Genomic DNA, 24,947 nt, shown 5'->3' on the forward strand with positions numbered 1-24,947 from the left:
GGACACACCGACCGCGGGTCTAAGGTTCCCGCGATTGCCTGAGAGGACTGTGCCGAGCACGGGCCGATCTGGTGGTAGGGCTCTCGCACCTGCGAGGGGCCAGGGGGGCTACACCAAACGCTCGTAGACGAGCACAACGGCTGGGGGGCCGGCGATCATGTCGCTGCTGCGTGCATTTTCTTCTTCGTACTCTGCCCGAACACGGGTCCGCGTGCGCCGTACGGGCGTCGCGGCGCTGTCCACCGCGGTCTCGCTCGGCGCGCTCGCGCTGGTGACGCTGCCGGCCGCGCCCGCGCAGGCGACCGGGGTCTCGAGCTTCGTGTGCGCCTCGGACACCGTCTACAGCGTCGACGGCAACTCGCACGTGATCAGCAAGATCACGCCGAGCACCGGAGCCTCGACGTCGAACGGCACGATCAGCGCGGGCAACGACGAGACGGTCAACGCGCTCGCGCTGCCCAACGGCGGCGGCCGCTACATCTACGCGTTCAACCGCAAGGACAACAAGGTCCTCCGGTTCGACGCGACCACCGGCTCGACGCAGGAGTACAACGCTCCCGCGAACGGCGACGCGAGCAGCGTGATCGCCGGCGCGATCAACCCCTCGAACGGCATCTACTACTACGCCGTCGGCGGCTCGACGTGGAAGCTCTACGCGTTCAACACGAGCACCAACACCGGCATCGGCCAGGTCGGCACCATCGCCGGACTGTCGAACAACGGTGACATGGCGTTCGACGCGGTCGGCAACCTGTACGTCGTCAGCAACGCCGACCAGAACGCGTCCGGCACCCTGGCCCGCGTCAACGGCCCGCTGCCGACGACGGCCGGCTCCACCGCGCTGAACGCCGTGTTCCTCACCTCGCTGCCCGCCAACTCCGGCCAGTACGCCTCGATGGCCTTCGACGGCACCGGCGTCCTCGTGATCGGCACCGGCTCGGGCAAGGTCCTGCGGGTCAACCCGTCCAGCGGCGCATCGATCGACACCCACCAGGCGTCGGTGAGCCTGTCCGACATGGCCTCGTGCTCGAGCCCGAGCGTGGCATCGGTGCGCGTCGACCTGCCCAACGGCCGGCACGACAGCGACGACCAGTTCAAGACCACCATCACCGGCGGCGGCGTGACCTCGGGCAACACCGGCACCACCGCCGGCACCGACACCGGCCTGCAGCTGAACGACGCCGAGGTCGCCGGCCCGGTGGTCGTGCTGCCGAGCACGACGTACAACATCACCCAGACCGCCGCGGGCGGCACCCAGCTCAGCGACTACTCGACGACCTGGAAGTGCGTCCTGCAGTCCAACGGCACGACGGTCGCCCAGGGCACCGGCAACACCGGCTCGTTCACGATGCCGTCGTCGTCGGGCAGCACCGTGGTCTGCACCTTCACCAACACGCCGCTGTTCCCGTCGATCCTGCTCGACAAGACGGCCGGCACGATCATCGACGGTGACGGCAACGGCCCGGACGCCGGGGACACGATCAAGTACGGCTTCAAGGTGACCAACACCGGCAACGTGGCGCTGGACCCGGTCACCGTGAGCGACCCGAAGCTCGGCGCGATCACCTGCCCGTCCGGCGCGCTCGCCGCCGGGGCCTCGGTCGACTGCACGCAGAAGACCTACACGCTGACCCAGGCCGACGTGGACGCCGGCAAGGTGGACAACACCGCGACCGCCACCGGCACCCCGCCGACCGGCTCGCCGGTCACCGACACCGACACGGTCAACACCACCGTGCCGAAGCTGCCGGCGATCGAGCTCGACAAGAGCGGCTCGGCCATCAACGACAACGACGGCAACGGCGCGGACGCCGGTGACACGATCACCTACAGCTTCGTGGTCACCAACACCGGCAACGTGACGCTGAACCCGGTCACCGTGAGCGACCCGAAGCTCGGCGCGATCACCTGCCCGGCCGGCGCGCTCGCGCCCGGCGCCTCCGTCAGCTGCACGCCGAAGGCCTACACGCTGCTGCAGTCCGACGTGGACGCCAAGAAGATCGAGAACACCGCGACCGCGCACGGCAGCCCGCCGAGCGGTCCGGAGGTCACCGACACCGACACCGTCAACATCGCGCTCGCGGGTGCGGCGGCGATCGAGGTCGACAAGACCGCCGGCACGATCAACGACGTCGACAGCAACGGCCCGGACGCCGGCGACACGATCACCTACAGCTTCGTGGTCACCAACACCGGCACCGTGACGCTGAACCCGGTCACGGTGACCGACCCGAAGGTCGGACCGATCACCTGCCCCGCGACGCCGCTGGCGCCCGGAGTGTCGGTGAACTGCACGCAGAAGACCTACACGCTGACCCAGAACGACGTGGACACGGGCAAGGTCGAGAACACCGCGACCGCGCACGGCACGCCGCCGAGCGGGCCGGTCGTGGAGGACACCGACTCGACGACGACCCCGATCGCGTCGCTCCCGTCCATCGAGCTGGACAAGACCGTCGGCTCGATCATCGACGGCGACGGCAACGGGCCCGACGCCGGCGACACGGTCAAGTACGACTTCAGGGTCACCAACACCGGCAACGTGACGCTGAACCCGGTGACGGTCACCGACCCGAAGGTCGGCCCGATCACCTGCCCGCCCGGTGCCCTGCTGCCCGGCGCGAGCGTCGACTGCACCCAGAAGACCTACACGCTGACCCAGGCGGACGTGGACGCCGGCAAGGTGGACAACACCGCGACCGCGCACGGCACGCCGCCGTCCGGCGGCCCGGTCACCGACACCGACTCCACGCACACCGGGATCACCGTGGCGGACCCCGCCATCCAGCTGGTCAAGGGCGCGAGCTCGGTCAACGACGTCAACGGCAACGGCATCGACGACGGCGACACGATCACGTACACGTTCAAGGTGAAGAACCTCGGCAACGTGACGCTGACCAACATCACCGTCACCGACCCGAAGATCGGTCCGATCACCTGCCCGAACGTCGCCCTGGCGCCGGGCGCGACCGTCGACTGCGACCCGCGTGACTACACGCTCACCCAGGCCGACGTCGACAACGGGGAGATCCACAACACCGCCACCGTCCACGGCACCACCCCGGGCGGCGGCACCGTCACCGACGACGACGACCACACCGTCGACCTGCCGGCGACCGGCTCGATCCAGCTGATCAAGTCGGCCGGCGCGTTGCAGGACGTCGACGGCAACGGCCCGGACGCCGGCGACAAGATCACCTTCTCCTTCGAGGTGACCAACACCGGCAACGTGAAGCTCGACCCGGTCGTCGTCACCGACCCGAAGGTCGGCCCGGTGACCTGCCCGAGCGGCGGCCTCGAGCCGGACGAGTCGTTCACGTGCACCGACGTGACCTACACGGTCACCCAGGCTGACGTGACCCACGGCTCGGTCGACAACACCGCGACCGCGACGGGCACGACCCCGGACCACAGCACGGTCCAGGACTCGTCCTCGACGACCACGCCGGTGCAGCCGACGATCACGAACGTCAAGGTCAAGAAGACCGCCGACAACGCCTCGCCGCACGTCGGCGACATCGTGACCTACACGCTGACCGTGTCGAACACGGGCGCCGCCCCCGCCGAGGACGTCGTGGTCACCGACCACCTGCCCGGTGGCGTGACGTTCGTGTCCGCGCAGAGCCCGTGCACCCGCGCCGGCTCGGTCGTGACCTGCAACGTCGGCACCCTGCCGTCGGGCGGCTCGCAGAGCTTCGACATCAAGGTGAAGGTCGACCCGCTGCCCGACACGGCGACGGACCACCAGCACCTGTTCGACGTGCAGAAGACCGAGGTCCACGTGGACGTCGAGGGCATGGACGAGGCCACCGGCACCGTCGCCTGCATGCCGGGCTACACGGTCACCGACGGCTCGGGCCGCATCGACCACGTCGACCAGGGCACGGGGACGTACGCCGACGTGTCGATGACCGAGAACCGCGCGATCGGCAACGACAGCTGGCGCGCGCACTTCGTCAACGACGCCTACGGCCGGGTCCAGGCCAAGGTGTTCGCGGTCTGCCTCAAGAACGAGAGCGAGCAGATCAACGGCCACGACCACCACATCGTGGTGGGCGCGCAGATCAGCCAGACGACCGCGCTGCCGACCGGCCGCACGGATGTCACCCTGAACTGCGGCCCCGGCCAGGTCCCGATCCAGCCGGGCTACTCGCTCAACGGCACCGCGCCGGTCCTGACGACGTACCCGTCCGGCAGCAACGGCTGGACGTGGGGCGTGGTCAATGACGGCTCCGCCACCAGCGGCACGTTCACGATGCGCTGCCTCGACGTCCTGGTCAGCACCGCGGCCGGGCACACCCACGCGCTGGGTCTCGACGAGATCCGCAAGACGGTGACCGTCCCGGCCGGCCAGGAGGCCGAGTTCACGCTGACCTGCGCGGGCGACGCCAAGGGCATCGTGGCCGGGTACGACATGGACGAGGGCCTGGTGAACCTGGGCAACGACCCGCGGCCGATCGTCCGGGTGTTCAAGTTCTACAACCCGACCAACGGCCCGCTCTCGGTCGACCTGTACCTGCTCTGCCTGAAGAACCGCACGGTCGGCGGCAACGCCGGTGGCCACGTCGTGAACACCGCGACCGTGACCACGTCGACGACGGAGTCGTCGACGGCAGACAACAGCGACAGCGCGTCGTTCAACGTCGACACGTCGCCGCCGGTCGTGCTGCCGAAGACCGTCCAGGTCTCGACCACCAAGGTCAGCACCGCGGTCTCCTGCGGCAAGGGAGGCGGTGTCTGCAAGGGCCAGGCCGTCCTGGTCAACGACGGCACGGTCCTCGCGAAGGGCAGCTACAAGGTCAAGTCCGGCAAGAAGCTGACCGTGCACCTGAAGAAGACCGCGGCCGGCAAGAAGATGCTCGGCAAGCTGAAGAAGGCGCAGCTGCGCATCGACGGCAAGGTCCGGACGGTCACGCTGAAGTTCTGATCGAGAAGGTCTCGATACGCTCGCTGGCGCTCGCTACTCGACCACCGAGAGGTTCTTCGGTGGTCGAGTAGCCGCCGCGAGGGACGACCGGCGGCGTATCGGGACCCGGGCATGCGGCAGGATGAGCCGCATGCCCGAGCTCGTGCATTTCGCCGTCGCTGACGCCGTCGCCACCCTCACCCTCGACTCGCCGCACAACCGCAACGCGCTGTCGCGGCAGCTGGTCACCGAGCTCTTCGAGGGTCTCGAGAGGGCGTCGGCCGACCCGGCGGTCAAGGTCGTGCTGATCCGCGCCGAGGGCCGGGTCTTCTGCTCCGGCGCCGACCTGTCCGAGGCGTCGACCGAGGGCATGGAGGTCGGTGCTCGCCGGATCGTCGACCTGCAGCGGCTGATCGTCACCATGGACAAGCCCGTCGTGGTGCGGGCGTACGGCGCGGTGCGCGCCGGCGGGATCGGCATCGTGGCGGCCGCCGACATCGCGATCGCCTCGGACGACGCGACGTTCGCGCTGACCGAGGTCAAGCTCGGCCTTGCCGCGGCGATCATCTCGCTCACCGTCCACCACCGGATGAACCCGCGGGCGGCGGCGCTGACCACGCTCGGCGGCGAGGTCTTCACCGGCGCCGAGGCGGCGGCGTACGGCCTGGTGACCAGCGCCGTCCCGGCCGACGACCTCGACGCCGAGGTCGACCGGGTGTGCGCCTCGCTGGCGACCGGCGCCGCGCAGGGCCTGCGCGAGTCGAAGCGCATCCTCAACCGCGACCTGGTCGCCCGGATCGACGAGCGGGGCGCCGAGCTCGCCGCGCTCTCCGCCACGCTGTTCGCCTCCGACGAGGCGCGGGATGCGATGACCGCGTTCCTGTCCCGCAAGAAGGGCTGAGCGCGCGGACCAATTCGTCCGTAAAGATGTCACCTCGCCCGGCAGGCGGGGGTAGGCTTGTCGACTTGCCGGAATCGGTTGGTCTCGAGGAGAAACTGCGTTGGACGAAGAGCTGGTCGAGCGGGAAGTCGCTGCCGAGCAGGCATTCGTGGACCGGGTGTACGTCCAGCTCGCGGCATCCGCTGAGCAGGCGCAGGCGCTCGCCAAGGAGGGCCACAGCCGAGCCAACCTCGGGCACGAGGGCGGACTCGTCGAGCGCGACGCGATGGTGTTCCAGGCCGCGCGCCGGATCGCCCAGCTCGACGCCGCGCACGAGGGACTGGTCTTCGGCCGCCTCGACATGGACCCCGGGCTCGACCCCGAGCCGCGCTACGTCGGCAGGATCGGCCTGCGCGACGCCAACCGCGACTCCCTGCTGATCGACTGGCGCGCGCCCGCCGCCGCCGTGTTCTACCAGGCGACCGCGGCCGAGCCGCACGCCGTCATCCGCCGCCGGGTGCTGCGCTGCGCCGGCGCGACCGTCGTCGGCGTGGAGGACGAGCTGCTCGACGCCGAGGCCCAGACCGACCTCCCGATCGTCGGCGAGGGTGCGCTGATGGCCCAGCTGTCGCGGGCCCGCGACCGGTCCATGCACTCGATCGTCGCGACCATCCAGGCCGAGCAGGACAAGGCGATCCGCGCGCCGGGCAAGGGCGTCGTGTCGATCTCCGGCGGCCCGGGCACCGGCAAGACCGTGGTCGCGCTGCACCGTGCGGCGTACCTCCTCTACACCGACCGCCGTCGCTACGAGGGCGGCGGCGTGCTGATCGTCGGCCCGAGCGGCGTGTTCATGCGCTACATCGCCCGCGTGCTCCCGAGCCTCGGCGAGACCGCGGTCGCGCTGCGGTCGCTCGGCGAGGTCGTCGACGGGCTGCGGGCGACGCGGCACGACGAGCCGGCCGTCGCGGACGTGAAGGGCTCGGAGCGGATGGCCGAGGTGATGCGCCGCGCCGCGCGGCAGCAGGCGCCGGGCACCCCGCAGGAGTTCAGGATCTTCTGGCGCGACGACGTGATCCTGCTCGACCGCGGCAAGCTCGGCCAGGTGCGCCGTCAGCTGATGTCGCAGGGCCGCCGCAACCGCCAGCTGCCGCGGGTCACGAACGCGCTGCTCGACCAGATGTGGCGCCAGGTCCGCGGTGAGCGCGGGCGCGACCGCGGCCGCGAGGCGTTCAACGACGAGATGCTGTCGGACCAGTCGTTCCTCGACTTCGCCGCCGCGTGGTGGCCGCCGCTCGACGCCAGCGAGGTGCTCGGCTGGCTGCGCGAGCCGGAGTTCCTGGCCCGCGTCGGCGACGGCGTGATCAGCCCGGAGGAGCAGCGGCTGCTCGCCAAGTCGTGGGGCGGCGCCGACCTGTCGGTCGAGGACGTGCCGCTGGTCGACGAGCTGCGCTACGCGCTCGGCGACGTGCCCGCGCGCACCGACGACGAGCGCTCGCTCGACGACACCGGCCTGCTCGAGGGCGGCCACGACATGCAGGAGCTGTTCACGGCCGCCGACCGCGAGTACGCCCCGACCGGGCGCGCCTGGGCGCCGCCGACCCACAGCATCGAGGACGACGGCTTCGCGCACGTGCTCATCGACGAGGCGCAGGACCTCACCCCGATGCAGTGGCGGATGGTCGGCCGTCGGGGCCGCACCGCCTCGTGGACGATCGTCGGCGACCCGGCGCAGTCCTCGTGGCCGGTGCCCGCCGAGTCCGCCTCGGCCCGCGCCGCCGCCCTCGAGGGCAAGGAGGTGCACGAGTTCCACCTCTCGACGAACTACCGCAACTCCTCCGAGATCTACGCGCACGCCGCGGCGTACGCCGAGCGGGTCGGCCTGGACGCCGACCTCCCGACCGCGGTCCGCTCGACCGGCGTCGAGCCGTCCGTGCGCACCGGCGTCGCCGACATCGAGACCGCGACCCGGGAGGCCGTGGCCGAGATCGCGGCGCAGGTCGGCGGCACCGTCGGCATCGTGGTTCCGGTCGCGCGCCGCTCGGAGGTCAACGCCTGGCTGGCGTCGTGGCCGGAGTTCGCCGACGACGCCCAGGGCGCCCGCGCGGCGGTCGACTCCTCGGTGACGCCGTCGGGCGACGACCGGATCGTCGTGCTCACCGGCCTCGACACCAAGGGTCTGGAGTTCGACGGCATCGTCGTGGTCCGCCCGCAGGAGATCGAGGACGAGTCGGCGACCGGCAAGGCGACGCTCTACGTGGTGCTCACCCGCGCCACGCAGCTGCTCACGACGCTGGGTTAACTTTTCGGACAATCTCGGCCGGAAACAGATCCCCGGATCTACCCTGCTGTGATGATCCGCACGCTCGCCGTCGCCGCTGCCCTCGTGGCGTCCCTCGTGACCGTTCCCGCTGCTCACGCCGCCGACCGTCCGGGCCCGCTGCCGCGGCTGCACGCGACGCACGGCTCCACCGCCGCGGTCCGGGACACGTCCGGCGCCCAGGTGCTGCTGCGCGCGGTGAACGTGAACCAGGTCGGCGAGTACTTCCAGGCCAACCCCGACCTGCCGCCGACGGTCCCGCTCACCGAGGACGACTTCCGCGACATCGCGCGGCTCGGCTTCAACAGCGTGCGGCTGATCGTGAGCTGGTCCGCGCTCGAGCCGACCCCGGGCGCGTACGACGAGGCGTACGTCGCGCGCATCAAGCAGGCCGTGAAGTGGGCGGCGGCGTACCGGCTGTACGTCGTCCTCGACATGCACCAGGACGCGTACGGCATCGCGGTCGACACCCCGGACGGCGTCACCTGCCCGCAGGGAACGAACCCGAACAACGGCTGGGACGGCGCCCCCGCGTGGGCGACGATCACCGACGGCGAGTCGACCTGCACCCCGGGCGAGCGCGAGCAGGCGCCGGCGGTCATCCACGCCTGGCAGCACTTCTACGACGACACCCCTGCGGAGGACGGCGTCGGCGTGCAGACCCACCTCGTGAGGACGTGGGGCCGGCTGGCCGCCGACTTCGCGAGGAGCAGCACGGTCGCGGGCTTCGACCTGCTCAACGAGCCGGGCTTCGGGCTCGACAGCACCACCAACATCACCACGGACCTCGGCGCCTTCTACGGCCGCGCGATCAAGGCGATCCGCGCCGCGGAGAAGAAGGCGGGCGGCTTCTCGCACATCGTGTTCTGGGAGCCGAGCGTGCTGTGGTCGGCCGGTCTCAGCCGTGGGGTGCCGGCGCCGAGCTTCACCAAGGACAAGAACCTCGTGTTCGCCCCGCACATCTACTCCGAGTCGCTCTCGGACGACTCGATCCCCGAGGGCTTCGCCGCCGCGCGCACGGTCGCCCAGAAGCACGGCGTCACCGTCTGGGGCGGCGAGTGGGGCTTCTGGCCGGAGGAGCCGGTCGACGCCTCCGACAAGATCGAGCGGTACGCCGCCGCCGAGGACGCGGCCGCGTGGGGCGGCGCCTGGTGGGACTGGAAGCAGGCCTGCGGCGACCCGCACGTCGCGCACGCCCCCGACGGCGAGACCTCCCCGGTCTCGGGCAGCCTGGTGCGCTACTCGTGCCCTGACCAGACCGAGCTCGGGATCGACCCGGCCTTCGGCGACGTGCTCAGCCGCCCGGCGCCGCGCGCCGTGCCCGGCACGATCGTCAAGCTGACCTCCGACGGCCGGACCGGGAAGTTCGAGCTCGCGGGCGTCCGGACCGGTGGCGCGGAGCGCTGCGCCCTGCGGGTCTTCGTGCCGAAGCGGTTCGCCGAGCTCAAGGTCCGGACCCGGGGCATCTCGAAGGTCAAGGCCACCAAGCGGTACGGCAACGTCGTGCTGAAGGGTTGCGTCTCGGACAGCTTCAGCCTGCGGATCGGCTGACCCCTAGAGTCGTCCCATGACGACGACACCCTCTGCCCGGGAAGCCATCGAGGCCATCCAGGGACACGAGGCGTGGGCGATCATCCGGCGCTCGACGCGGGCAGGTGACCGCGACACCGTCGGTGTCGTCGGCGGCCGCCGCCGCGTCGTCGAGTCGCTGCTCGACGTCCCCCTCGAGGAGGGCGTGCCCGAGGCCGGCCACATCGCCGACCGGTTGCTCGCGATCCCGTTCCGGCAGGTCCGTGAGCGCGGGTTCGAGGCGCACGACGACGGGGCGCCGCTGGTCGTCGTCGACGTCGAGACCGAGCTGGAGTACACCGTCGCCGAGGTCGTCGACGCGATCGACGACACCGGCGTCGAGTTCGCCGACCGCGGCGGCTTCGAGACCGATGACGAGGAGTACGCCAAGCTCGTCGAGTCGATCATCACCGACGAGATCGGCCAGGGCGAGGGCGCGAACCTCGTGATCGGCCGGCACTACCGAGCGCAGGTCGAGAACTGGAGCGCGGCGACCGCGCTCACCGTGCTGAAGCGGCTGCTCGAGCGCGAGCGCGGTGCGTACTGGACCTACGTCTTCTTCACCGGCGACCGCTACCTGATCGGCGCGAGCCCCGAGCGGCACGTGTCGATCCACGGCGGCGACGTCCGGATGAACCCGATCAGCGGCACGTTCCGGATCCCGCGCGAGGGCGACGTACGCCGGCCGCTGCTGGACTTCCTGCACGACGAGAAGGAGATCTACGAGCTCTTCATGGTCGTCGACGAAGAGCTCAAGATGATGTGCGACATCTGCAACGAGGGCGGCCAGGTGCTCGGCCCGTTCCTCAAGCCGATGACGCACCTCGTGCACACGGAGTACCTCCTCGCCGGTCGGACCTCACGCGACCCGCGCGAGGTGCTGCGCGACACGATGTATGCCGCCACCGTGACCGGGTCGCCGGTCGAGAACGCCTGCCGGCTGATCAAGCAGTACGAGACGGAGGGCCGCGGCTACTACGGCGCCGCGCTGGCGATCCTCGGCCGCGACGAGCAGGGCGGCCCGGTCGTGGACAGCCCGATCGTGATCCGCTCGGCCGACGTCGACCTGTCCGGTCGCCTCAAGGTCACGGCCGGTGCGACGCTCGTGCGTGACTCGGACCCGGCGTACGAGGTCGCCGAGACGCACGCCAAGGCCGGCGGCATCCTCAGCGCGTTCGGCCTGGTGCCGGCCGCGCCGAAGCCGAGCATCAACCTGGTCGAGCTGGTCAACGACGAGGACGTCCTGCTCGCGCTGAACGCCCGCAACCGACGGCTGTCGCGGTTCTGGCTGACCGACCAGGGCGGCTCGCCGCCGGACCGTCGGCTGGCCGGCAAGAGCGTGGTGATCCTCGACGGCGCGGACGACTTCGTGAACATGCTGCGCCACGTCCTCGGCGTGCTCGGCATGACCTCGACCGTCGTACGTCACGAGGACTACGCGCCCGGCGTCCTCGACGGCTTCGACCTCGTGATCGTCGGCCCCGGCCCCGGTGACCCGCGCGACGGCGACGACCCCAAGATGGCCAACCTGCGGGCCGCGGTCGCTGAGCTGATGGCCGCCGAGCGGCCGTTCCTCGCGGTGTGCCTCGGCCACCAGGCGCTGTGCCACCACCTCGGGATCGACCTGACCTACAAGGACATCGTGTTCCAGGGGACCCAGTCGCCGGTCTCGATCGACGGCCGGACCGAGCGCGTCGGGTTCTACAACACGTTCGTCGGACGGGCCTCCGAGGCGCCGGCCGGGGTCGAGATCGAGGCGGATGTCCAGACCGGTGACATCCACGCGCTGCGCGGAAAGCACTTCCGCGGGATCCAGTTCCACGCTGAATCCATCCTCACCGAGCACGGTTACGACCTGCTCCACGAAATCGTGGTGGAGCTTCTCCTCGAAGGAGGTACATCCGAGGTGTGAGCCGCTAGGCTGCTCCCGTTGTACCAGCGGGAACCCGCTTCATGGGCCCGGTGAAGACTGCCCCCCAGCTTCATCGGGCCCTCCGCTATTTCCGAGCCGTGACGCGCGTCTCGAGATCTTCCGGACAGGAGCATGCTGTCCTCATGACCAGCCTGGGTTCGCGGTTCGCCACCGCGGTCGCCACGAAGGACGCCGCCGGGGTGCGCGCCCTGGTGTCCGACGACGTCGACTTCAAGGGTCTGACGCCACGACGCCTGTGGGAGGGCTCCTCGCCGGACGAGCTCGTCACCGTGCTCGGCACCTGGTTCGGCACCGACGACCACATCGACGAGCTGGTGGAGGTCGTCGACGGTGACCCGATCGCCGACACCCACCACGTCGCCTACCGGCTCCGCATCACCACGCCCGACGGCCCGCACGCGGTCGCGCAGCAGGCGTACTACCGCGCCGACGGCGACCGGATCACCTACCTGCGCGTGATGTGCTCGGGATTCCGCCCGATCGGGTGAGGCTGTGGCGTACCCGGGACGGGTACAGGTGGGGGCATGTTGGGGACCCGCGCCACGAACCTGTCCTATCCGTTCGACGTGGCTCACCACGAGCCCGGATCGGTCGCCGCGACCGGCCGCTGCTCCTGGCACGGCTGGGACGGCCGCACCGTCGAGTCCTGCAGCACCGAGGCCGTCGTCTCGTTCCAGGACAGCCACGGCCACTGGCACTCCGGCTGCGCCGAGGCGCTGACCGAGCTCGTCGAGCGCGGCGAGATCCAGGCGCTCGGCCAGGGAGGCTGACGGCGCCTCCCTGCAGGGCGGTCAACCACTAGGTTGGCCCCGTGGCAGTGCCGGACGTCGTTGTGGTCGATCACCACGACTCCTACACGTGGAACCTCGTGCACCTGCTGGCGTCGGTGACCGGGACGCTGCCCGTCGTAGTCCAGCACGACGAGGTCGATGCCGACACGGTGCTGTCCCACTCGCACGTCGTGCTGTCGCCCGGGCCCGGGCACCCGGCCGACCCGGCGGACTTCGCCGTCGGGGGTGAGGTGCTGCGCCGGGCGACGCGGCCGGTGCTGGGGGTGTGCCTCGGCATGCAGGGGATCGTGACGACGTACGGCGGCACCGTGGGGCGGGTCGAGCCGGCGCACGGCGAGGTCGCGCTGGTCGAGCACGACGGGCGGGGGGTGTTCGCGGGTCTCGACCGGCCGCTGAAGGCGGTGCGGTACCACTCGCTCGCGGCGCTCGACGTGCCCGACTGCCTCGAGATCTCCGCGACCGTCGACGGTGTGGTGATGGGCGTGCGGCACCGGACCCTGCCGCTCGAGGGCGTGCAGTTCCACCCCGAGTCGATCCTGTCGGAGCAGGGCGCGGCCCTGGTCGCGAACTTCCTGGGCGTGCGATGACCGACCCCGTCCTGTTCTTCCGCGACGTGGCGGCGACGTACCCCCGCAGCTTCTGGCTCGACGGCGGCGGCGCCCGCGAGTGGTCGGGCCGCCGCTCGATGGTCGGCTGGCTGGAACCCGACGACGTGTCGATCACGTACGACGCGGCGACCCGCACGGTGACCCGGCACGTCGGCGACACCTCGACCGTGGTCGGCGACGACGTGTTCGCCGCGCTGGAGGCGGAGCTCGGGTCCGGGAGCCCGGACGACCACTGGGTCGGGTACTTCGGCTACGCCTGCCGGCCCGACCTGCCGGCCTCGACCGGGCCCGGCGTCCCCGACGCGGTGTGGATGCGGCCGCGCGAGATCCGGTTCTTCGAACACGAACCTCTCGGGCGAAGCCTGACCTTCTCGGGTGAGGCTTCGCCCCAGAAGGTCAGGTTTCCCCGGCCCACCGGGGAAACCGCCCCCGCGGACTACGCCCAGGGGTTCGCCCGGGTCCAGGAGCACCTGCACGCGGGCAACTCCTACGAGGTCAACCTGACCTACCGCACCGAGGCGACCAGCGACCTGGCGCCGCTGGACGCCTACCTCCGGCTCCGCGAGATCAACCCGGCGCCGTACGCCGGGTTCCTCCAGCACCACGACGCGTGGCTGCTGAGCAGCAGCCCGGAGCGCTTCGCCCTCGTCACCGCGGACCGCACCCTGGAGACCAAGCCGATCAAGGGCACGACGCCCCGAGGCAGCACGCCCGAGGACGACGAGGCCCAGCGGACGCTCCTGGCGGAGGACCCCAAGTTCCGCGCGGAGAACCTGATGATCGTCGACCTGCTCCGCAACGACCTGTCGATGGTGTGCGAGCCCGGCACCGTCGAGGTCCCGCACCTGATGGACGTCGAGTCCTACGAGTCCGTGCACCAGCTCGTCAGCACGGTCCGCGGCCACCTCCGCCCGGACGTCACCACGATGCAGGCGCTCCGCGCGCTCTTCCCCGCCGGCTCGATGACCGGCGCCCCCAAGCTGCGCACGATGCAGGTGATCGACGAGGTCGAGGAATCGCCGCGGGGCCCGTACGCCGGGGCGTTCGGCTGGATCTGCGCCGACGGCCGCGCGGACCTCGGCGTCGTGATCCGCAGCCTCACCACCGCCGGCGACGGCCGCTACCTGCTCGGCACCGGCGGCGGCATCACGGTGCGGTCCGAGGTGCAGGATGAGTACGCCGAGTCGCGCTGGAAGGCCGAGCGGCTGCTCGAGGCACTGGAGGAAGCGTGACGATCGGCCAGCTCGGGGCTAGGGCGCGGGAGCGTTCGTGACCAGCTCGGCGAGCAGGGCGGTCGTCGAGGCGACCACCGCGGCCTTGTCGTACGGCGCGAGCTGCGCGACGTTCACGCTCTGCACCAGCCCGTCGGTCTCGACGAAGCCGGTCACGAGCAGTCCGGAGTCCTTCGCGCGCACCGCGATCCGGGCGGCGTTCGCCCCCGGCACCGTGACGGGGCGCAGCTGCGTCCCGGCCGCGCCCATCGCGTCGAGGGCCGCGTCCAGCCCGCCGGTGAACAACAGGTAGTTCACGTCGTACGCCGCGCCGCCCTCGGACTCGGGGGTGAAGCTGCACCGGGGGGCGGCCGTGGTGCCGGTCTGCTCGACGACGGGTTCACCCACGACCTCCGAGACCCGCTCCGCGGTGAGGTCGTCGCAGGGCGTCCAGGCCACGGCGTTGAGCTCGTCGTCGGTCGGCTCCTCGCCGGAGGAGCCCGCCGACGAGCACCCGGCGACCGCCATCGACGCGAGCAGGACGACGGCGACGGCAGCCGCCCTCACGAGGCCGGCACCGGCGGCGGGACCGGGCTCGACGAGCCCGGCAGCCACAGCTCGAGGCGTGCACCACCGGACGCCGAGGTGCCGGCCTCGACCGTGCCGGAGTGCCGCTCGGCGACCTGGCGCACGATCGCCAGGCCCAGCCCGGAGCCGGGCATCGCCCGGGACTCCTGCGAGCGGTAGAAGCGGTCGAAGATGTGCGGCAGGTCCTCTTCAGCGATCCCGGGACCCTCGTCCTCGACGGTGAGCGTGCCGTCGGCGAGCCGCACGGTGACGGTGCCGCCGGCCGGACTCCACTTGGCCGCGTTGTCGAGCAGGTTGGTCACCGCCCGCTCCACCGTCGAGCTCTCGCCGATCACGAACCACGGGTCGCTCTGCACGTCGATGGTCACGTCCTGCGCGCGCCGGCGTACCCGCGCGGCCGCCCGGTCGACCACGTCGGCGAGGTCGACGGGCTCGACGGTCTGGTTGAGAGCCTCGTCGCGCGCGAGCTCGACGAGGTCGCCGATGAGGTTCGTCATCTCCTCGATCTGGGCGCGTACGTCACCGAGGAGCTCCTCGCGCGCGCCCGGCGGCAGCGCGCCCTCGTCGCTGTCGACCTGGCTGAGCAGGTCGAGGTTGGTGCGCAGCGAGGTGAGCGGGGTGCGCAGCTCGTGGCTGGCGTCGGCGACCAGCTGGCGCTGGCGCTCGCGCGAGGCCTCGAGCGCGACGAGCATCTGGTTGAAGGCGGCCGCCAGCCGGGCGATCTCGTCGTCACCCTCGATCGGGAGCGGCCGCAGGTCCTCGGTCCGCGCGATCTCCTCGACCGCGGCGGTCAGCCGGCGCACCGGCCGCAGACCGCCCTGGGCGACGGCCCAGCCGGCCATCCCGGCCGCGATCACCCCGGCGGTGCCGAACAGGAACATCACGATCCCGAGCCGGCGGAGCACCGACTCCTGCGTGTCGAGCGACTGGGCGATCAGCATCGTCTGGCCGCCGCCGCGGTTCACCGCGACGACCCGCCACTCGGACTTGCCGTCCGTGCTCTCGATGGTGCGCACGGACTTGCGGGCGTCACCGTTGATGACCTCCAGCTCCGGCCCGCCGCTCATGTCGAACTCCGGGACGCGGTCGGTCACCGCGATGGCGTCGGTGAAGCAGACGATCCAGCTGTCCGCGGCGCCGAGGTACTCCGACGGCACCGTGGTGTCGCAGAGCGCGGTCGGCGCCGACTGCGCCCGCTCGATCAGCTGGTTGTCCACGGCCGCCTGGAGCTGCATCCGCACGGTGACGTAGACACCGCACGCCACGAACGCCACGGTGACGCCGACCGCGATGGTCGTGAGCATGGTGACCCGGCTCGCCAGCGAGCGCCGGTAGTGCCAACGACCGTGGGGCTCCTGGGGGTCGAGCGCGCTCACGATTCCTTCATGACGTAGCCGACGCCGCGCACGGTGTGGATCAGGCGGGCCTCGTCCTCGGCCTCGGTCTTGCGGCGCAGGTAGCCGACGTACACCTCGAGCGAGTTGGCGGTCGTCGGGAAGTCGTAGCCCCAGACCTCCTCGAGGATGAAGGTGCGCTCGAGCACGCGGCGCGGCCGGCGCATGAACATCTCCAGCAGGGCGAACTCGGTGCGGGTCAGCTCGATCAGCCGGTCGCCGCGGCGGACCTCGCGGGTGGCGAGGTCCATCGTGAGGTCGGAGAACTGCAGCGTCTCGTCGGTCGCCTCGTCGTCGCGGGGGAGGCGGCGCAGCAGCGCGCGGAGCCGCGCGAGCAGCTCCTGCAGCGCGAAGGGCTTGGTGAGGTAGTCGTCGGCGCCGGCGTCCAGACCCTCGACCCGGTCACCGACGGCGTCGCGGGCGGTGAGCACCAGGATCGGTACGTCGTTGCCCGCGCTGCGCAGCGCCCGCGTGGCCTCGATGCCGTTCAGCCGCGGCATCATCACGTCCATGATCACGACGTCCGGCGCGGAGGCGGCGATCACCGCGAGCGCCTCGGCTCCGTCGCCGGCGAGCGCGACGTCGTACCCGTTGAACTCGAGGGACCGGCGCAGCGACTCGCGCACGGCCTTGTCGTCGTCCACGACGAGCACGCGGGGCTTCGGGCCCGAACTGGCGGTGGTCACGGGGTCACTCTGCCAGCGGAGCCTGAGCCAGCGCTGAGAGTCCGCTCATGTGTACCGGCGGGCGAGCTCGGCGGCCCGCGCGCCGTAGCCGCCGCCGAAGTGGCAGGCGTGCACGAGCAGCGGGAAGATCTGGTGCAGCGCGGCGCGGTCCTCCCAGCCGTCGGCGAGCGGCGCCACCTCGAGGTAGGCGTCGAGCACGCGCGGCAGGTGCGGCAGCCCGAACAGCGCCAGCATCGCCAGGTCGACCTCGCGGTGGCCGCCGTACGCCGCCGGGTCGATCAGCCATGCGTGGCCGTCGAGTCCCCAGATGACGTTGCCGTTCCAGAGGTCGCCGTGCAGCCGGGCGGGAGGCTCCTCGGGGACCAGCCCGGGCAGCCGGGGGACCAGCGCCTCGACGGCCGCGGCCTCCTCGGGCGTCACCGCGCCGCGGTCGCGGGCGAGCTTGAGGTACGGCAGCACCCGGCGTACGGCGTAGAACTCGGCCCACGTGCCGGCCGGCCGGTTCGGCAGCGGCAGCCGGCCGATGAAGCCGTCGCGTTCCAGTCCGTACGACGGCGCCCCGGCCGCGTGCAGCGTGGCGAGCTCGCGGCCGAGGGCGGCCGCCGAGTCGACGTTGCTCTTGCCGGGCTCGACCCAGCGCACGATCAGGCACTCGCCGTCGACGCCGAGCACCTCGGGCAGGTGCGCCCCGCCGCCGGGCGTCGCCTCGGCCAGCCAGCGCAGCCCGGCCGCCTCGTCGGCGAAGAAGTCGTCCGGCGCGTGCGGCAGCGTCTTCATCAGCGCGGTGGTGCCGTCGCTGAGCCGCAGCCGGGTGGCGGTCGCGATGTCACCACCGGCGACCGGAGCCGTGGCCACCACCGACGAGCCGAGGAGCTCCTCGGCGCGACGGGCGACCAGCGGCTGCCGGGTCACGAGGTGTGCTCACCCCAGGGCCGCTGGCTCTCCAGCGCGGCGACCAGGGACCGCGCGGTTCGCTCGACCATCGCGAGCACCTCCTCGAATCCGGAGTCCCCACCGTAGTACGGGTCTGGTACGTCGCCGCCAGGATCTTCCGAGTCGAACGCCCGGAACGCCATCACCCGGTCGCTCGCGCCCCCGATGTCGGCGAGGTTCTGGGCGTCCATCGCGAGCACCAGGTCGGCGTCGTCGTTGCCCGCCCACTGCTGGGCCCGGTGCCGCGTGGCGTCGTACCCGGCGGCGGTGAGCGTGGCCGCCGCGCGGCGGTCCATCGGGTCGCCGACGTGCCAGCCGCCGGTGCCGGAGCTGCTCACCGAGACGCGGTCGTCGAGCCCGGCGTCGGCGATCCGCTCCTGCAGCACGACGTCGGCCATCGGGGAGCGGCAGATGTTGCCGAGGCAGACGACGGCGACCCGGTACTCGCCGGGTCGCCGCGAGGCGGGAAGGTCAGGCGTCTTCGGTGTCACCGATGAAGAAGCCGACGATCCACGTGACGATGGTGATCACGATCGCGCCACCGACCGCGTTCCAGAACCCGTCGACGTAGAAGTCGATGTCGAAGAGCCCCACCAGCCACTCGGTGAAGAAGAGCATCAGCGCGTTGATCAGGAGCAGGAACAGCCCCAGCGTGATGATGATGAACGGCAGCGACAGCAGCTTGATGATCGGGGCGACGAACGAGTTGACGATGCCCATGATCAGCGCGACGAAGAGCAGCGACCAGAAGTTGTCGGTGACCTCGTCCCAGCCGGACGAGCCCTCGAACCCGATGCCGTCGAAGATGACGCAGGCCGCGGCCAGCGCGATGACGTTCGTGGCGAGCCACGCGATGAACTTGAGGAGACCCACGCGGGCAGCCTAGTGGTTGCCGCTGGCGATCATCGGTGGTGACCACGAGGGCTCAGGTCGGTCTCAGCCCCGCTGGGTAGCCTCGTCCGCGTGTTTCCGGTAGGCGGCGTGGGGGTGATGCTGTTCCTCGTCGCGGTCTCGGGACTGGTGTGCGCGCTGCTGGCCTGGGGCCTGAAGCCGCGGCTCGGCTGGCTCACGGCCGGCTCGATCGCCGGCTTCGTCTGGTGCGTGGCAGTGCTCGCCACGATCACGCTGATCCCGGCGAACGGCGCTCCCGGCGTCGTCGCCGCCGAGGGCCGGCTGACCACCTGCTCGTGGGACATCGGCGGCCCCGCGCCCGAGGGCTTCTGGATCTTCGCGGGCGGCCAGCGGATGCTGAACACGCTGGTGTTCGTCCCGGCCGGCGCGCTGCTCGTGCTCGCCGTCGCCCGCTGGCGAGCCGCGTGGGTGCTGGTGCCGCTGGGCTTCGCCGCCCTGGTCGGCCTCTCGATCGGCATCGAGGCCACCCAGCTCGCGCTCGCCCGCATCGACCGGGCCTGCGACGTCACCGACGTCATCGACAACGCCACCGGCGCCGCGATCGGCGTGGGCATCGGCGTCGTGCTCGCCCTGGCCCTCCAGCCCTGGAGGCGTCGTTAGGGTGCCAGCATGACCACCCCTCAACCTCGAGCGAACGTGGCGGAGATCCCGCCGTACGTCGCCGGGAAGCCGCCGACGGTCCGACCCGGGATGACGTCGTACAAGCTCTCCTCCAACGAGAACCCCTACCCGCCGCTGCCCGGCGTCATCTCGGCCGTGCAGGCCGGGGTGGTGGCGATGAACCGCTACCCCGACATGGGCGCGACGATGCTGTACGACGCGCTCGCGGAGAAGTTCGGCGTGCCGGCCGAGCACCTGTCGGTCGCGACCGGCTCGGTCGGGCTGATCTACCAGCTGGTGCAGGCGTTCTGCGATCCCGGCGACGAGGTCGTGTTCGCGTGGCGCTCCTTCGAGGCGTACCCGATCGCGGTCACCGCCGCCGGCGCCACGTCCGTGCGCGTGCCGGTCCTGGCCGACGGCCGCCACGACCTCGACGCGATGGCCGCCGCGATCACCGACCGCACCAAGATCGTGCTGGTCTGCACGCCCAACAACCCCACCGGCCCGGCGGTCACCCAGGGCGAGCTCGATGCGTTCCTGGCGCAGGTGCCGTCCCACGTGCTGGTGGTCGTCGACGAGGCGTACGTCGAGTTCGTCCGGATGGACGACCCGGTCGACGGGCTGGCGACGTACCGCCGCCACGAGAACGTCGTGGTCACCCGCACGTTCTCCAAGGCCTACGGGCTGGCCGGGTTCCGGGTCGGGTACGCCGTCGCGCCCGAGCCGATCGCGGCCGCCCTGCGCGCGGTCTCGCTGCCGTTCGGCGTCTCCACGGTGGCGCAGCTCGCGGCGGTCGAGTCGCTGGCCCGCCAGGAGGAGCTGCTCGAGCGGGTCGAGGCCCTGGTCGCCGAGCGGACCCGCGTCGTCGACGCGCTGCGTGAGGCGGGCTGGGACGTTCCCGAGGCGCAGGGCAACTTCGTGTGGTTCGAGCTAGGTGACCGGACCGCCGACTTCGCGGCCGCGGCCGACGAGGCCGGGATCGTCGTACGCCCCTTCGCCGGCGAGGGCGCTCGCGTCTCCATCGGCGAGGTCGAGGCCAACGACCGGCTCATCGAGGTCGCCGCCGCCTTCCGCTGACGACCGGTCGATCTCGCGCCAGCGCGGGTCGAGGGCGGGCAGCATCGTGACCGCGAGGTACGCCGCACCGGTGATGAGCAGGGCGGACGACAGCCCGAACCCGGCGATCAGCAGGCCGCCGAGGATCCCGCCGAACGGCATCAGGGCGAAGCACATCGCCGTGGTGAGCGAGGTGACCCGGCCCATCAGCGGAGCGGGGATCCGCTCGAAGATCACGGCGCCCAGGATCGGGTTGATGAAGCCCGCGGCGAAGCCGCCGGCGACGCACACGGCGAGCACCGCCCAGAGGGGAGTGTCGAGGGCGAAGACCACGTAGCGCGGCGCGCCGCAGACGAGGAAGGCGATCAGGTAGGTCCGGTAGCGCGGCAGCCGCGCGGCCCAGGCCGAGGCGCAGATCGCTCCGAGCGCGGCCGCGCCGCCGAAGGTCGCGAACACCAGGCCGACCGTCGCGGCGCTGCCGGTGGTCTCCTCGGCCCAGACGGGCACGAGCACGGCGGCGTACGCGATGTCGAAGAGGTTCGTCAGCGAGACCATCACGGCGATCCCGAGCAGGACCCGGTCGGCGCGCAGGAACTGCCAGCCCTCGCGCAGCCGGGCGACGTACGGCGTCGTGTCGTCGGCGTCCTCGGTCTGCACCCGCGGCATGGCGCGGGTCGCCCAGGCGAGGACGGCAGCCGACAGGCCGAAGCTGAGGGCGTCGACGACGAGCGCGTCGGCGGCTCCGAGCCAGGCGACCAGGCCGCCGGCCATGGCGGCGCCGAGCAGCCCGGAGGTCCGCTCGATGGTCGAGTGCAGGCCGGTGGCCCGCTCCATCGGCACCCGTGCCTCCTCGACCACCGCAGGAGTCAGCGCGGCCTTGGCGGCGTCTCCGGGGCCGCGCAGCGCGCCCGCGATCGCGACCAGCAGGAGGAAGACCGGGAACGGCAGCCACCCGGACTCGTGCAGCAGCGGGATCGCGCCGACGGCGAGCACCGACAGCAGGTCGCAGGTGATCGCGACCCGGCGCGCGCCGACCCGGTCGATCACCGGGCCGCCGAGGACCTTGAGCAGGACCAGCGGCAGCATCTCCGCGAGCGCCACCAGTCCCGTCTTCGTGGCGCTCCCCGTGGTGGTCAGCACGAACCACGGCAGCGCGACCATCGACACCCGGGTGCCGGTCAGCGAGATCGCCTCGGCGATGAGCCAGCCGTAGAGCGGGCGGCGCGAGCTCATCGGTCGCCTCCGACCTTGCCGGGGTAGGGGAACGCCGACAGCTGCACCATGAACGGCGCGGCCTCGTCGTCGGCCTCGTCGTCGTCCTCCTCGTCGACGATCGCCGCGAGGTGCTCGACCAGCGCCTTGGCCCTGCTGGGTGTCAGCGTCACGACCCAGTCGCTGTACGTCGTCGCGTCGCGCCACGGCTCGGCGAGCAGCGGGAGCTCCTCGACCGAGCGCTGCAGCAGCTCGCTCATGACCACGACGACCGACTGCAGGTAGGCGTCGAGGGTGTCGCGCTCGTCGGGGTCAGCCGGCGCGACCTCGGTGGTGGTGGAGCGGTGCGCTGCCATCCACCAGCGGTCGCGGGCGTTGCCGCGGGTGGTGTCCTCGACGACGAAGCCGTGCTGCGCCAGCTGGCGCAGGTGGTACGACGTCGCCCCGGTGTTGAGGCCGAGCCGGGCGGCGAGCGTCGTCGCCGTCGCGGGCCCGTCGATGCGCAGCAGGCCGAGCATCCGCACCCGGATCGGGTGGGTGAGCGCCTTGAGGTCCTGGGGCGAGGGAGTGATCGAGGAGCGGTCCACCCGGGCACCGTACAACTGCAAAGAGTCATTTGCAAAGAGATCTATGCAATTGGCTCGGGTAGCCTCCGCGCCGTGTTCACGTCCGCGATCGCCGCCCTGGTGCTGGCCGCGAGTGCCGCGGTCCAGGCCCCGGCGCCGCCCCCCACGCCCGCCTCGACGCTGGAGGCGATGAGCCTCCCGCAGAAGGTCGGCCAGCTCTTCATGGTCGGGACGCCGGCCGACGAGGTCGACCGGGCGACGCGCGCGCAGATCGGCCGCTTCCACGTCGGCAACGTGATGCTCACCGGGCGCAGCTACAGCGGCGTCCAGGACCCCGCCCGCGTCTCGCGGACCATGCAGCGCGAGGTGTCGCCGCGCGCGACGGCCGGCGTACGCCTGTTCGTGGCCACCGACCAGGAGGGCGGCCAGGTGCGGGTGCTGCAGGGCGGCGGCTTCTCCGTCATCCCCAGCGCGCTCGAGCAGGGGACCTGGGCGCCGGCGAAGCTCCGCGACGCGGCGAGCACGTGGGCCGGGCAGCTGCGCCGGGCCGGCGTGAACCTCAACCTCGCGCCGGTCATGGACACGGTGCCGAGCCGCCGGGCGGCGAAGCGCAACCCGCCGATCGGCAGGTACGACCGGGAGTTCGGCTTCACGACCACGCGGGTCGCGCGGCACGGCGTCGCGTTCCTGGAGGGGATGCGCGACGGCGGCGTCGCCAGCTCGATCAAGCACTTCCCCGGCCTGGGCCGGGTGCGGGCGAACACCGACACGAACGCCGGCGTCACCGACGAGGTCACCCGCCGCGGCGACGCGTACCTGAAGCCGTTCCGGGCCGGCATCGACGCCGGTGCGCCGTTCGTGATGATGTCGACGGCGTACTACTCGCGCCTCGACCCGAAGAACCCGGCCGCCTTCTCGCCGTTCGTCGTCACCACGATGCTGCGCGGCGACCTCGGCTTCCGCGGGGTCGTCATCTCCGACGACCTGGCTCGCGCCGTGCAGGTCGCGTCGTTCACGCCGGCCCAGCGGGCGCTGCGGTTCATCCGCGCGGGCGGCGACGTCGTGCTGACCGTCGACCCCGACCCGCTGCCTGCGATGTACGACGCGGTGCTCGACCGGGCGCGCCGCAGCAAGGCGTTCCGGGCGACGGTGGACGACGCGGTGCTGCGGGTGCTGCGGGCCAAGGACGATCAGGGTCTGCTGCCTAAGGTTGCGCCATGAGCGACTCGGGCGAGTTCAAGCGGGACGTCAGCTACATCTCGGACCGGATCACCCTGGACGCCCGCAAGCCGGAGCACGGGCCCGTCGACGGCGACCTCTGGCCGGTGGAGCCGGGCCGTTACCGCCTGGTCGCCGCGTGGGCGTGCCCATGGGCGAACCGCTCGATCATCGTGCGCCAGCTGCTCGGTCTCGAGGACGTGATCTCGCTCGGCGCCTGCGGCCCGACGCACGACGAGCGGAGCTGGACCTTCGACCTCGACCCGGGTGGCCGCGACCCGGTCCTCGGCTACGAGCGCCTCCAGCAGGCGTACTTCCAGCGGTTCCCGGACTACCCGCGGGGCATCACGGTGCCGGCGGTCGTGGACGTCCGGTCCGGCGGGGTCGTCACGAACGACTACCCGTGGATCACGCACGACTTCTTCTTCGAGTGGCGCGACCACCACCGTCCCGACGCCCCCGACCTGTGGCCCGACGACCTCCGCGAGGAGATGGACGAGGTCATGGAGCGGGTCTACACCGAGGTCAACAACGGCGTGTACCGCTGCGGCTTCGCGTCGTCACAGGACGCGTACGACGCGGCGTACGACCGGCTCTTCGTCGCGCTCGACTGGCTCGAGGAGCGGTTGACGGACCGCCGGTACCTCATGGGCGATCGGATCACCGAGGCCGACGTACGCCTGTTCACGACGCTGGCTCGCTTCGACGCGGTCTACCACGGGCACTTCAAGTGCAACCGGAACAAGCTCATCGAGATGCCGGCGCTGTGGGGCTACGCGCGCGACCTGTTCCAGACGCCGGGCTTCGGCGAGACGATCGACTTCGAGCAGATCAAGACGCACTACTACGTCGTGCACACCACGGTGAACCCGACGCAGATCGTGCCGAAGGGCCCGGACCCGAGCGGCTGGCTGACGCCGCACGGGCGCGAAGCTCTCTAGGACTGGCTCCAGGACTGGCTCCAGGACTGGCTCTAGGACTGGCTCTAGGTGTACCCGGCCATCAGGTTGGTCGCAGTCGGCTGATGGGTGGGAGTCCGCCGAGTGCGCTGTGGCGCCGTTGAGTGTTGTAGTGCTCGAGCCAGGGCGCAAGTGCAGCGGCGCGTTCGTCGTTGGTGGTGAAGACCTGGCGGTAGGCCCACTCGGTGAGCAGGGTCCGGTTGAGTCGCTCGACTTTGCCGTTCTGCCAGGGGCAGTGCGGTCGGATGAAGACCTGGCGGATGCCGTGGGACGCACAGATCTCGCGTAGCGAGTAGCGGTAGGCCCAGGCGTTGTCGGTCATCAGCCGTTCGATCCTGGTGATCCCGGCCGCAGCGAAGTCGGCGATCGCGCGTTCGAGGAATCCGGCGCAGGTGGGGCCTTTCTCGTCGGACAGGACCTCGGAGTAGGCATAGCGGGAGTGGTCGTCGACCAGCGAGTGGACGTAGTCGAAGCCGACCTTGGTGGACCGGTCGCGCTGGATCGACCCGTCGCCGCGGCCCAGGGCACGCCAGCCACCGCCGGCAGGGATCCGGGCGAGCTTCTTGACGTCCATGTGGGCCAGCTCGCCGGGTCGCTCGCGTTCGTAG

General features: G+C 71.4%; 21 protein-coding genes and 1 pseudogene. 13 read left to right on the forward strand and 9 right to left on the reverse strand.

All coding sequences use genetic code 11. The features are described from left to right. The first annotated feature begins 211 nt into the window (after positions 1–211). The 9 genes from MJ604_RS20710 (at position 212) to pabB (ending at position 14,236) form a co-directional block, all read left to right on the forward strand. Positions 212–4,927 carry a DUF11 domain-containing protein gene (locus tag MJ604_RS20710; protein ID WP_243060599.1) on the forward strand — a complete coding sequence of 1,572 codons (4,716 nt, stop codon included), beginning with the start codon at positions 212–214 and terminating at the stop codon, positions 4,925–4,927. 130 nt (positions 4,928–5,057) lie between these two features. Beyond that, positions 5,058–5,807: an enoyl-CoA hydratase-related protein gene (locus MJ604_RS20715; RefSeq protein WP_308194165.1), complete on the forward strand. Its 750-nt coding sequence runs from the start codon at positions 5,058–5,060 to the stop codon at positions 5,805–5,807. A gap of 100 nt (positions 5,808–5,907) precedes the next feature. Further along, positions 5,908–8,085, forward strand: a complete 2,178-nt coding sequence (locus tag MJ604_RS20720; protein WP_243060601.1) for a UvrD-helicase domain-containing protein — start codon at positions 5,908–5,910, stop codon at positions 8,083–8,085. A gap of 51 nt (positions 8,086–8,136) precedes the next feature. Continuing rightward, positions 8,137–9,654 carry a glycoside hydrolase family 5 protein gene (locus MJ604_RS20725; protein ID WP_243060602.1) on the forward strand — a complete coding sequence of 506 codons (1,518 nt, stop codon included), beginning with the start codon at positions 8,137–8,139 and terminating at the stop codon, positions 9,652–9,654. 16 nt (positions 9,655–9,670) lie between these two features. After that, positions 9,671–11,584 carry an anthranilate synthase family protein gene (locus MJ604_RS20730; RefSeq protein ID WP_243060603.1) on the forward strand — a complete coding sequence of 638 codons (1,914 nt, stop codon included), beginning with the start codon at positions 9,671–9,673 and terminating at the stop codon, positions 11,582–11,584. A 143-nt stretch (positions 11,585–11,727) separates the two neighbouring features. Beyond that, the gene (locus MJ604_RS20735) at positions 11,728–12,093 is read left to right on the forward strand and encodes a hypothetical protein (protein WP_243060604.1); all 366 of its coding nucleotides are present in this window, start codon (positions 11,728–11,730) and stop codon (positions 12,091–12,093) included. Positions 12,094–12,129: 36 nt separating this feature from the next. Next, positions 12,130–12,375, forward strand: coding sequence for a hypothetical protein (locus tag MJ604_RS20740; RefSeq protein WP_243060605.1), 246 nt, complete (start codon positions 12,130–12,132; stop codon positions 12,373–12,375). Positions 12,376–12,416: 41 nt separating this feature from the next. Then, positions 12,417–12,983 carry an aminodeoxychorismate/anthranilate synthase component II gene (locus MJ604_RS20745; protein ID WP_243060607.1) on the forward strand — a complete coding sequence of 189 codons (567 nt, stop codon included), beginning with the start codon at positions 12,417–12,419 and terminating at the stop codon, positions 12,981–12,983. Continuing rightward, positions 12,980–14,236: an aminodeoxychorismate synthase component I gene (pabB, locus tag MJ604_RS20750; RefSeq protein ID WP_243060609.1), complete on the forward strand. Its 1,257-nt coding sequence runs from the start codon at positions 12,980–12,982 to the stop codon at positions 14,234–14,236. Before MJ604_RS20745 ends, pabB begins: the two co-directional genes overlap by 4 nt. Positions 14,237–14,254: 18 nt before the next feature. Here the strand turns inward: pabB and MJ604_RS20755 are convergent, their stop codons facing one another. The 6 genes from MJ604_RS20755 to MJ604_RS20780 are packed head-to-tail and all read right to left on the reverse strand — an operon-like array spanning position 14,255 to position 18,689. After that, the gene (locus MJ604_RS20755; protein ID WP_243060610.1) at positions 14,255–14,830 is read right to left on the reverse strand and encodes a hypothetical protein; all 576 of its coding nucleotides are present in this window, start codon (positions 14,828–14,830) and stop codon (positions 14,255–14,257) included. After that, entirely contained in the window at positions 14,779–16,179 is a 1,401-nt protein-coding gene (locus MJ604_RS20760; RefSeq protein ID WP_243060612.1) for a cell wall metabolism sensor histidine kinase WalK, read from the reverse strand. Before MJ604_RS20760 ends, MJ604_RS20755 begins: the two co-directional genes overlap by 52 nt. Continuing rightward, complete coding sequence (locus tag MJ604_RS20765) at positions 16,176–16,883, reverse strand: response regulator transcription factor (protein ID WP_243060613.1); 708 nt, start codon at positions 16,881–16,883, stop codon at positions 16,176–16,178. The genes MJ604_RS20760 and MJ604_RS20765 overlap by 4 nt, the downstream gene beginning before the upstream one ends. 45 nt (positions 16,884–16,928) lie before the next feature. Continuing rightward, the gene (locus MJ604_RS20770; RefSeq protein WP_243060614.1) at positions 16,929–17,795 is read right to left on the reverse strand and encodes a fructosamine kinase family protein; all 867 of its coding nucleotides are present in this window, start codon (positions 17,793–17,795) and stop codon (positions 16,929–16,931) included. Continuing rightward, positions 17,792–18,307, reverse strand: a complete 516-nt coding sequence (locus MJ604_RS20775; RefSeq protein ID WP_243060615.1) for a low molecular weight protein-tyrosine-phosphatase — start codon at positions 18,305–18,307, stop codon at positions 17,792–17,794. Before MJ604_RS20775 ends, MJ604_RS20770 begins: the two co-directional genes overlap by 4 nt. Continuing rightward, the gene (locus MJ604_RS20780; protein ID WP_243060616.1) at positions 18,288–18,689 is read right to left on the reverse strand and encodes a phage holin family protein; all 402 of its coding nucleotides are present in this window, start codon (positions 18,687–18,689) and stop codon (positions 18,288–18,290) included. The genes MJ604_RS20775 and MJ604_RS20780 overlap by 20 nt, the downstream gene beginning before the upstream one ends. A 90-nt stretch (positions 18,690–18,779) precedes the next feature. Between MJ604_RS20780 and MJ604_RS20785 the strand changes: the two genes are divergently transcribed. Then, entirely contained in the window at positions 18,780–19,328 is a 549-nt protein-coding gene (locus MJ604_RS20785) for a VanZ family protein (protein ID WP_243060617.1), read from the forward strand. A 9-nt stretch (positions 19,329–19,337) separates the two neighbouring features. Continuing rightward, the gene (gene hisC, locus MJ604_RS20790) at positions 19,338–20,405 is read left to right on the forward strand and encodes a histidinol-phosphate transaminase (RefSeq protein WP_243060620.1); all 1,068 of its coding nucleotides are present in this window, start codon (positions 19,338–19,340) and stop codon (positions 20,403–20,405) included. A gap of 9 nt (positions 20,406–20,414) precedes the next feature. On the opposite strand, the pseudogene MJ604_RS20795 reads toward hisC, so the two are convergent. Beyond that, positions 20,415–21,617: pseudogene (locus MJ604_RS20795) on the reverse strand (MFS transporter); the annotation flags it as partial. Further along, positions 21,614–22,183: a helix-turn-helix domain-containing protein gene (locus MJ604_RS20800; RefSeq protein WP_243060623.1), complete on the reverse strand. Its 570-nt coding sequence runs from the start codon at positions 22,181–22,183 to the stop codon at positions 21,614–21,616. The gene MJ604_RS20800 and the pseudogene MJ604_RS20795, both read right to left, overlap by 4 nt. A gap of 72 nt (positions 22,184–22,255) precedes the next feature. Here MJ604_RS20800 and MJ604_RS20805 point away from each other — a divergent pair, with 72 nt between their 5' ends. Both MJ604_RS20805 and MJ604_RS20810 read left to right on the forward strand, forming a co-directional pair. Continuing rightward, complete coding sequence (locus MJ604_RS20805) at positions 22,256–23,383, forward strand: glycoside hydrolase family 3 protein (RefSeq protein WP_243060625.1); 1,128 nt, start codon at positions 22,256–22,258, stop codon at positions 23,381–23,383. Continuing rightward, positions 23,380–24,321 (forward strand): glutathione S-transferase family protein, encoded by a 942-nt coding sequence (locus tag MJ604_RS20810; RefSeq protein WP_243060626.1) that lies wholly within the window; start codon positions 23,380–23,382, stop codon positions 24,319–24,321. Before MJ604_RS20805 ends, MJ604_RS20810 begins: the two co-directional genes overlap by 4 nt. A gap of 61 nt (positions 24,322–24,382) precedes the next feature. Here the strand turns inward: MJ604_RS20810 and MJ604_RS20815 are convergent. Next, the coding region (locus tag MJ604_RS20815; RefSeq protein ID WP_243060627.1) for an integrase core domain-containing protein at positions 24,383–24,947 on the reverse strand (565 nt) is incomplete at its 5' end.

This window comes from Nocardioides sp. SR21 (assembly GCF_022761125.1).
Taxonomy (GTDB): Bacteria; Actinomycetota; Actinomycetes; order Propionibacteriales; family Nocardioidaceae; genus Nocardioides.

Bases quoted from the DNA above. Each gene is read 5' to 3' on its own strand.
- hisC (WP_243060620.1), top strand. From the start codon at position 19,338: ATGACCACCCCTCAACCTCGAGCGAACGTGGCGGAGATCCCGCCGTAC.
- MJ604_RS20730 (WP_243060603.1), top strand. From the start codon at position 9,671: ATGACGACGACACCCTCTGCCCGGGAAGCCATCGAGGCCATCCAGGGA.
- MJ604_RS20740 (WP_243060605.1), top strand. From the start codon at position 12,130: ATGTTGGGGACCCGCGCCACGAACCTGTCCTATCCGTTCGACGTGGCT.
- MJ604_RS20715 (WP_308194165.1), top strand. From the start codon at position 5,058: ATGCCCGAGCTCGTGCATTTCGCCGTCGCTGACGCCGTCGCCACCCTC.
- pabB (WP_243060609.1), top strand. From the start codon at position 12,980: ATGACCGACCCCGTCCTGTTCTTCCGCGACGTGGCGGCGACGTACCCC.
- MJ604_RS20810 (WP_243060626.1), top strand. From the start codon at position 23,380: ATGAGCGACTCGGGCGAGTTCAAGCGGGACGTCAGCTACATCTCGGAC.
- MJ604_RS20735 (WP_243060604.1), top strand. From the start codon at position 11,728: ATGACCAGCCTGGGTTCGCGGTTCGCCACCGCGGTCGCCACGAAGGAC.
- MJ604_RS20725 (WP_243060602.1), top strand. From the start codon at position 8,137: ATGATCCGCACGCTCGCCGTCGCCGCTGCCCTCGTGGCGTCCCTCGTG.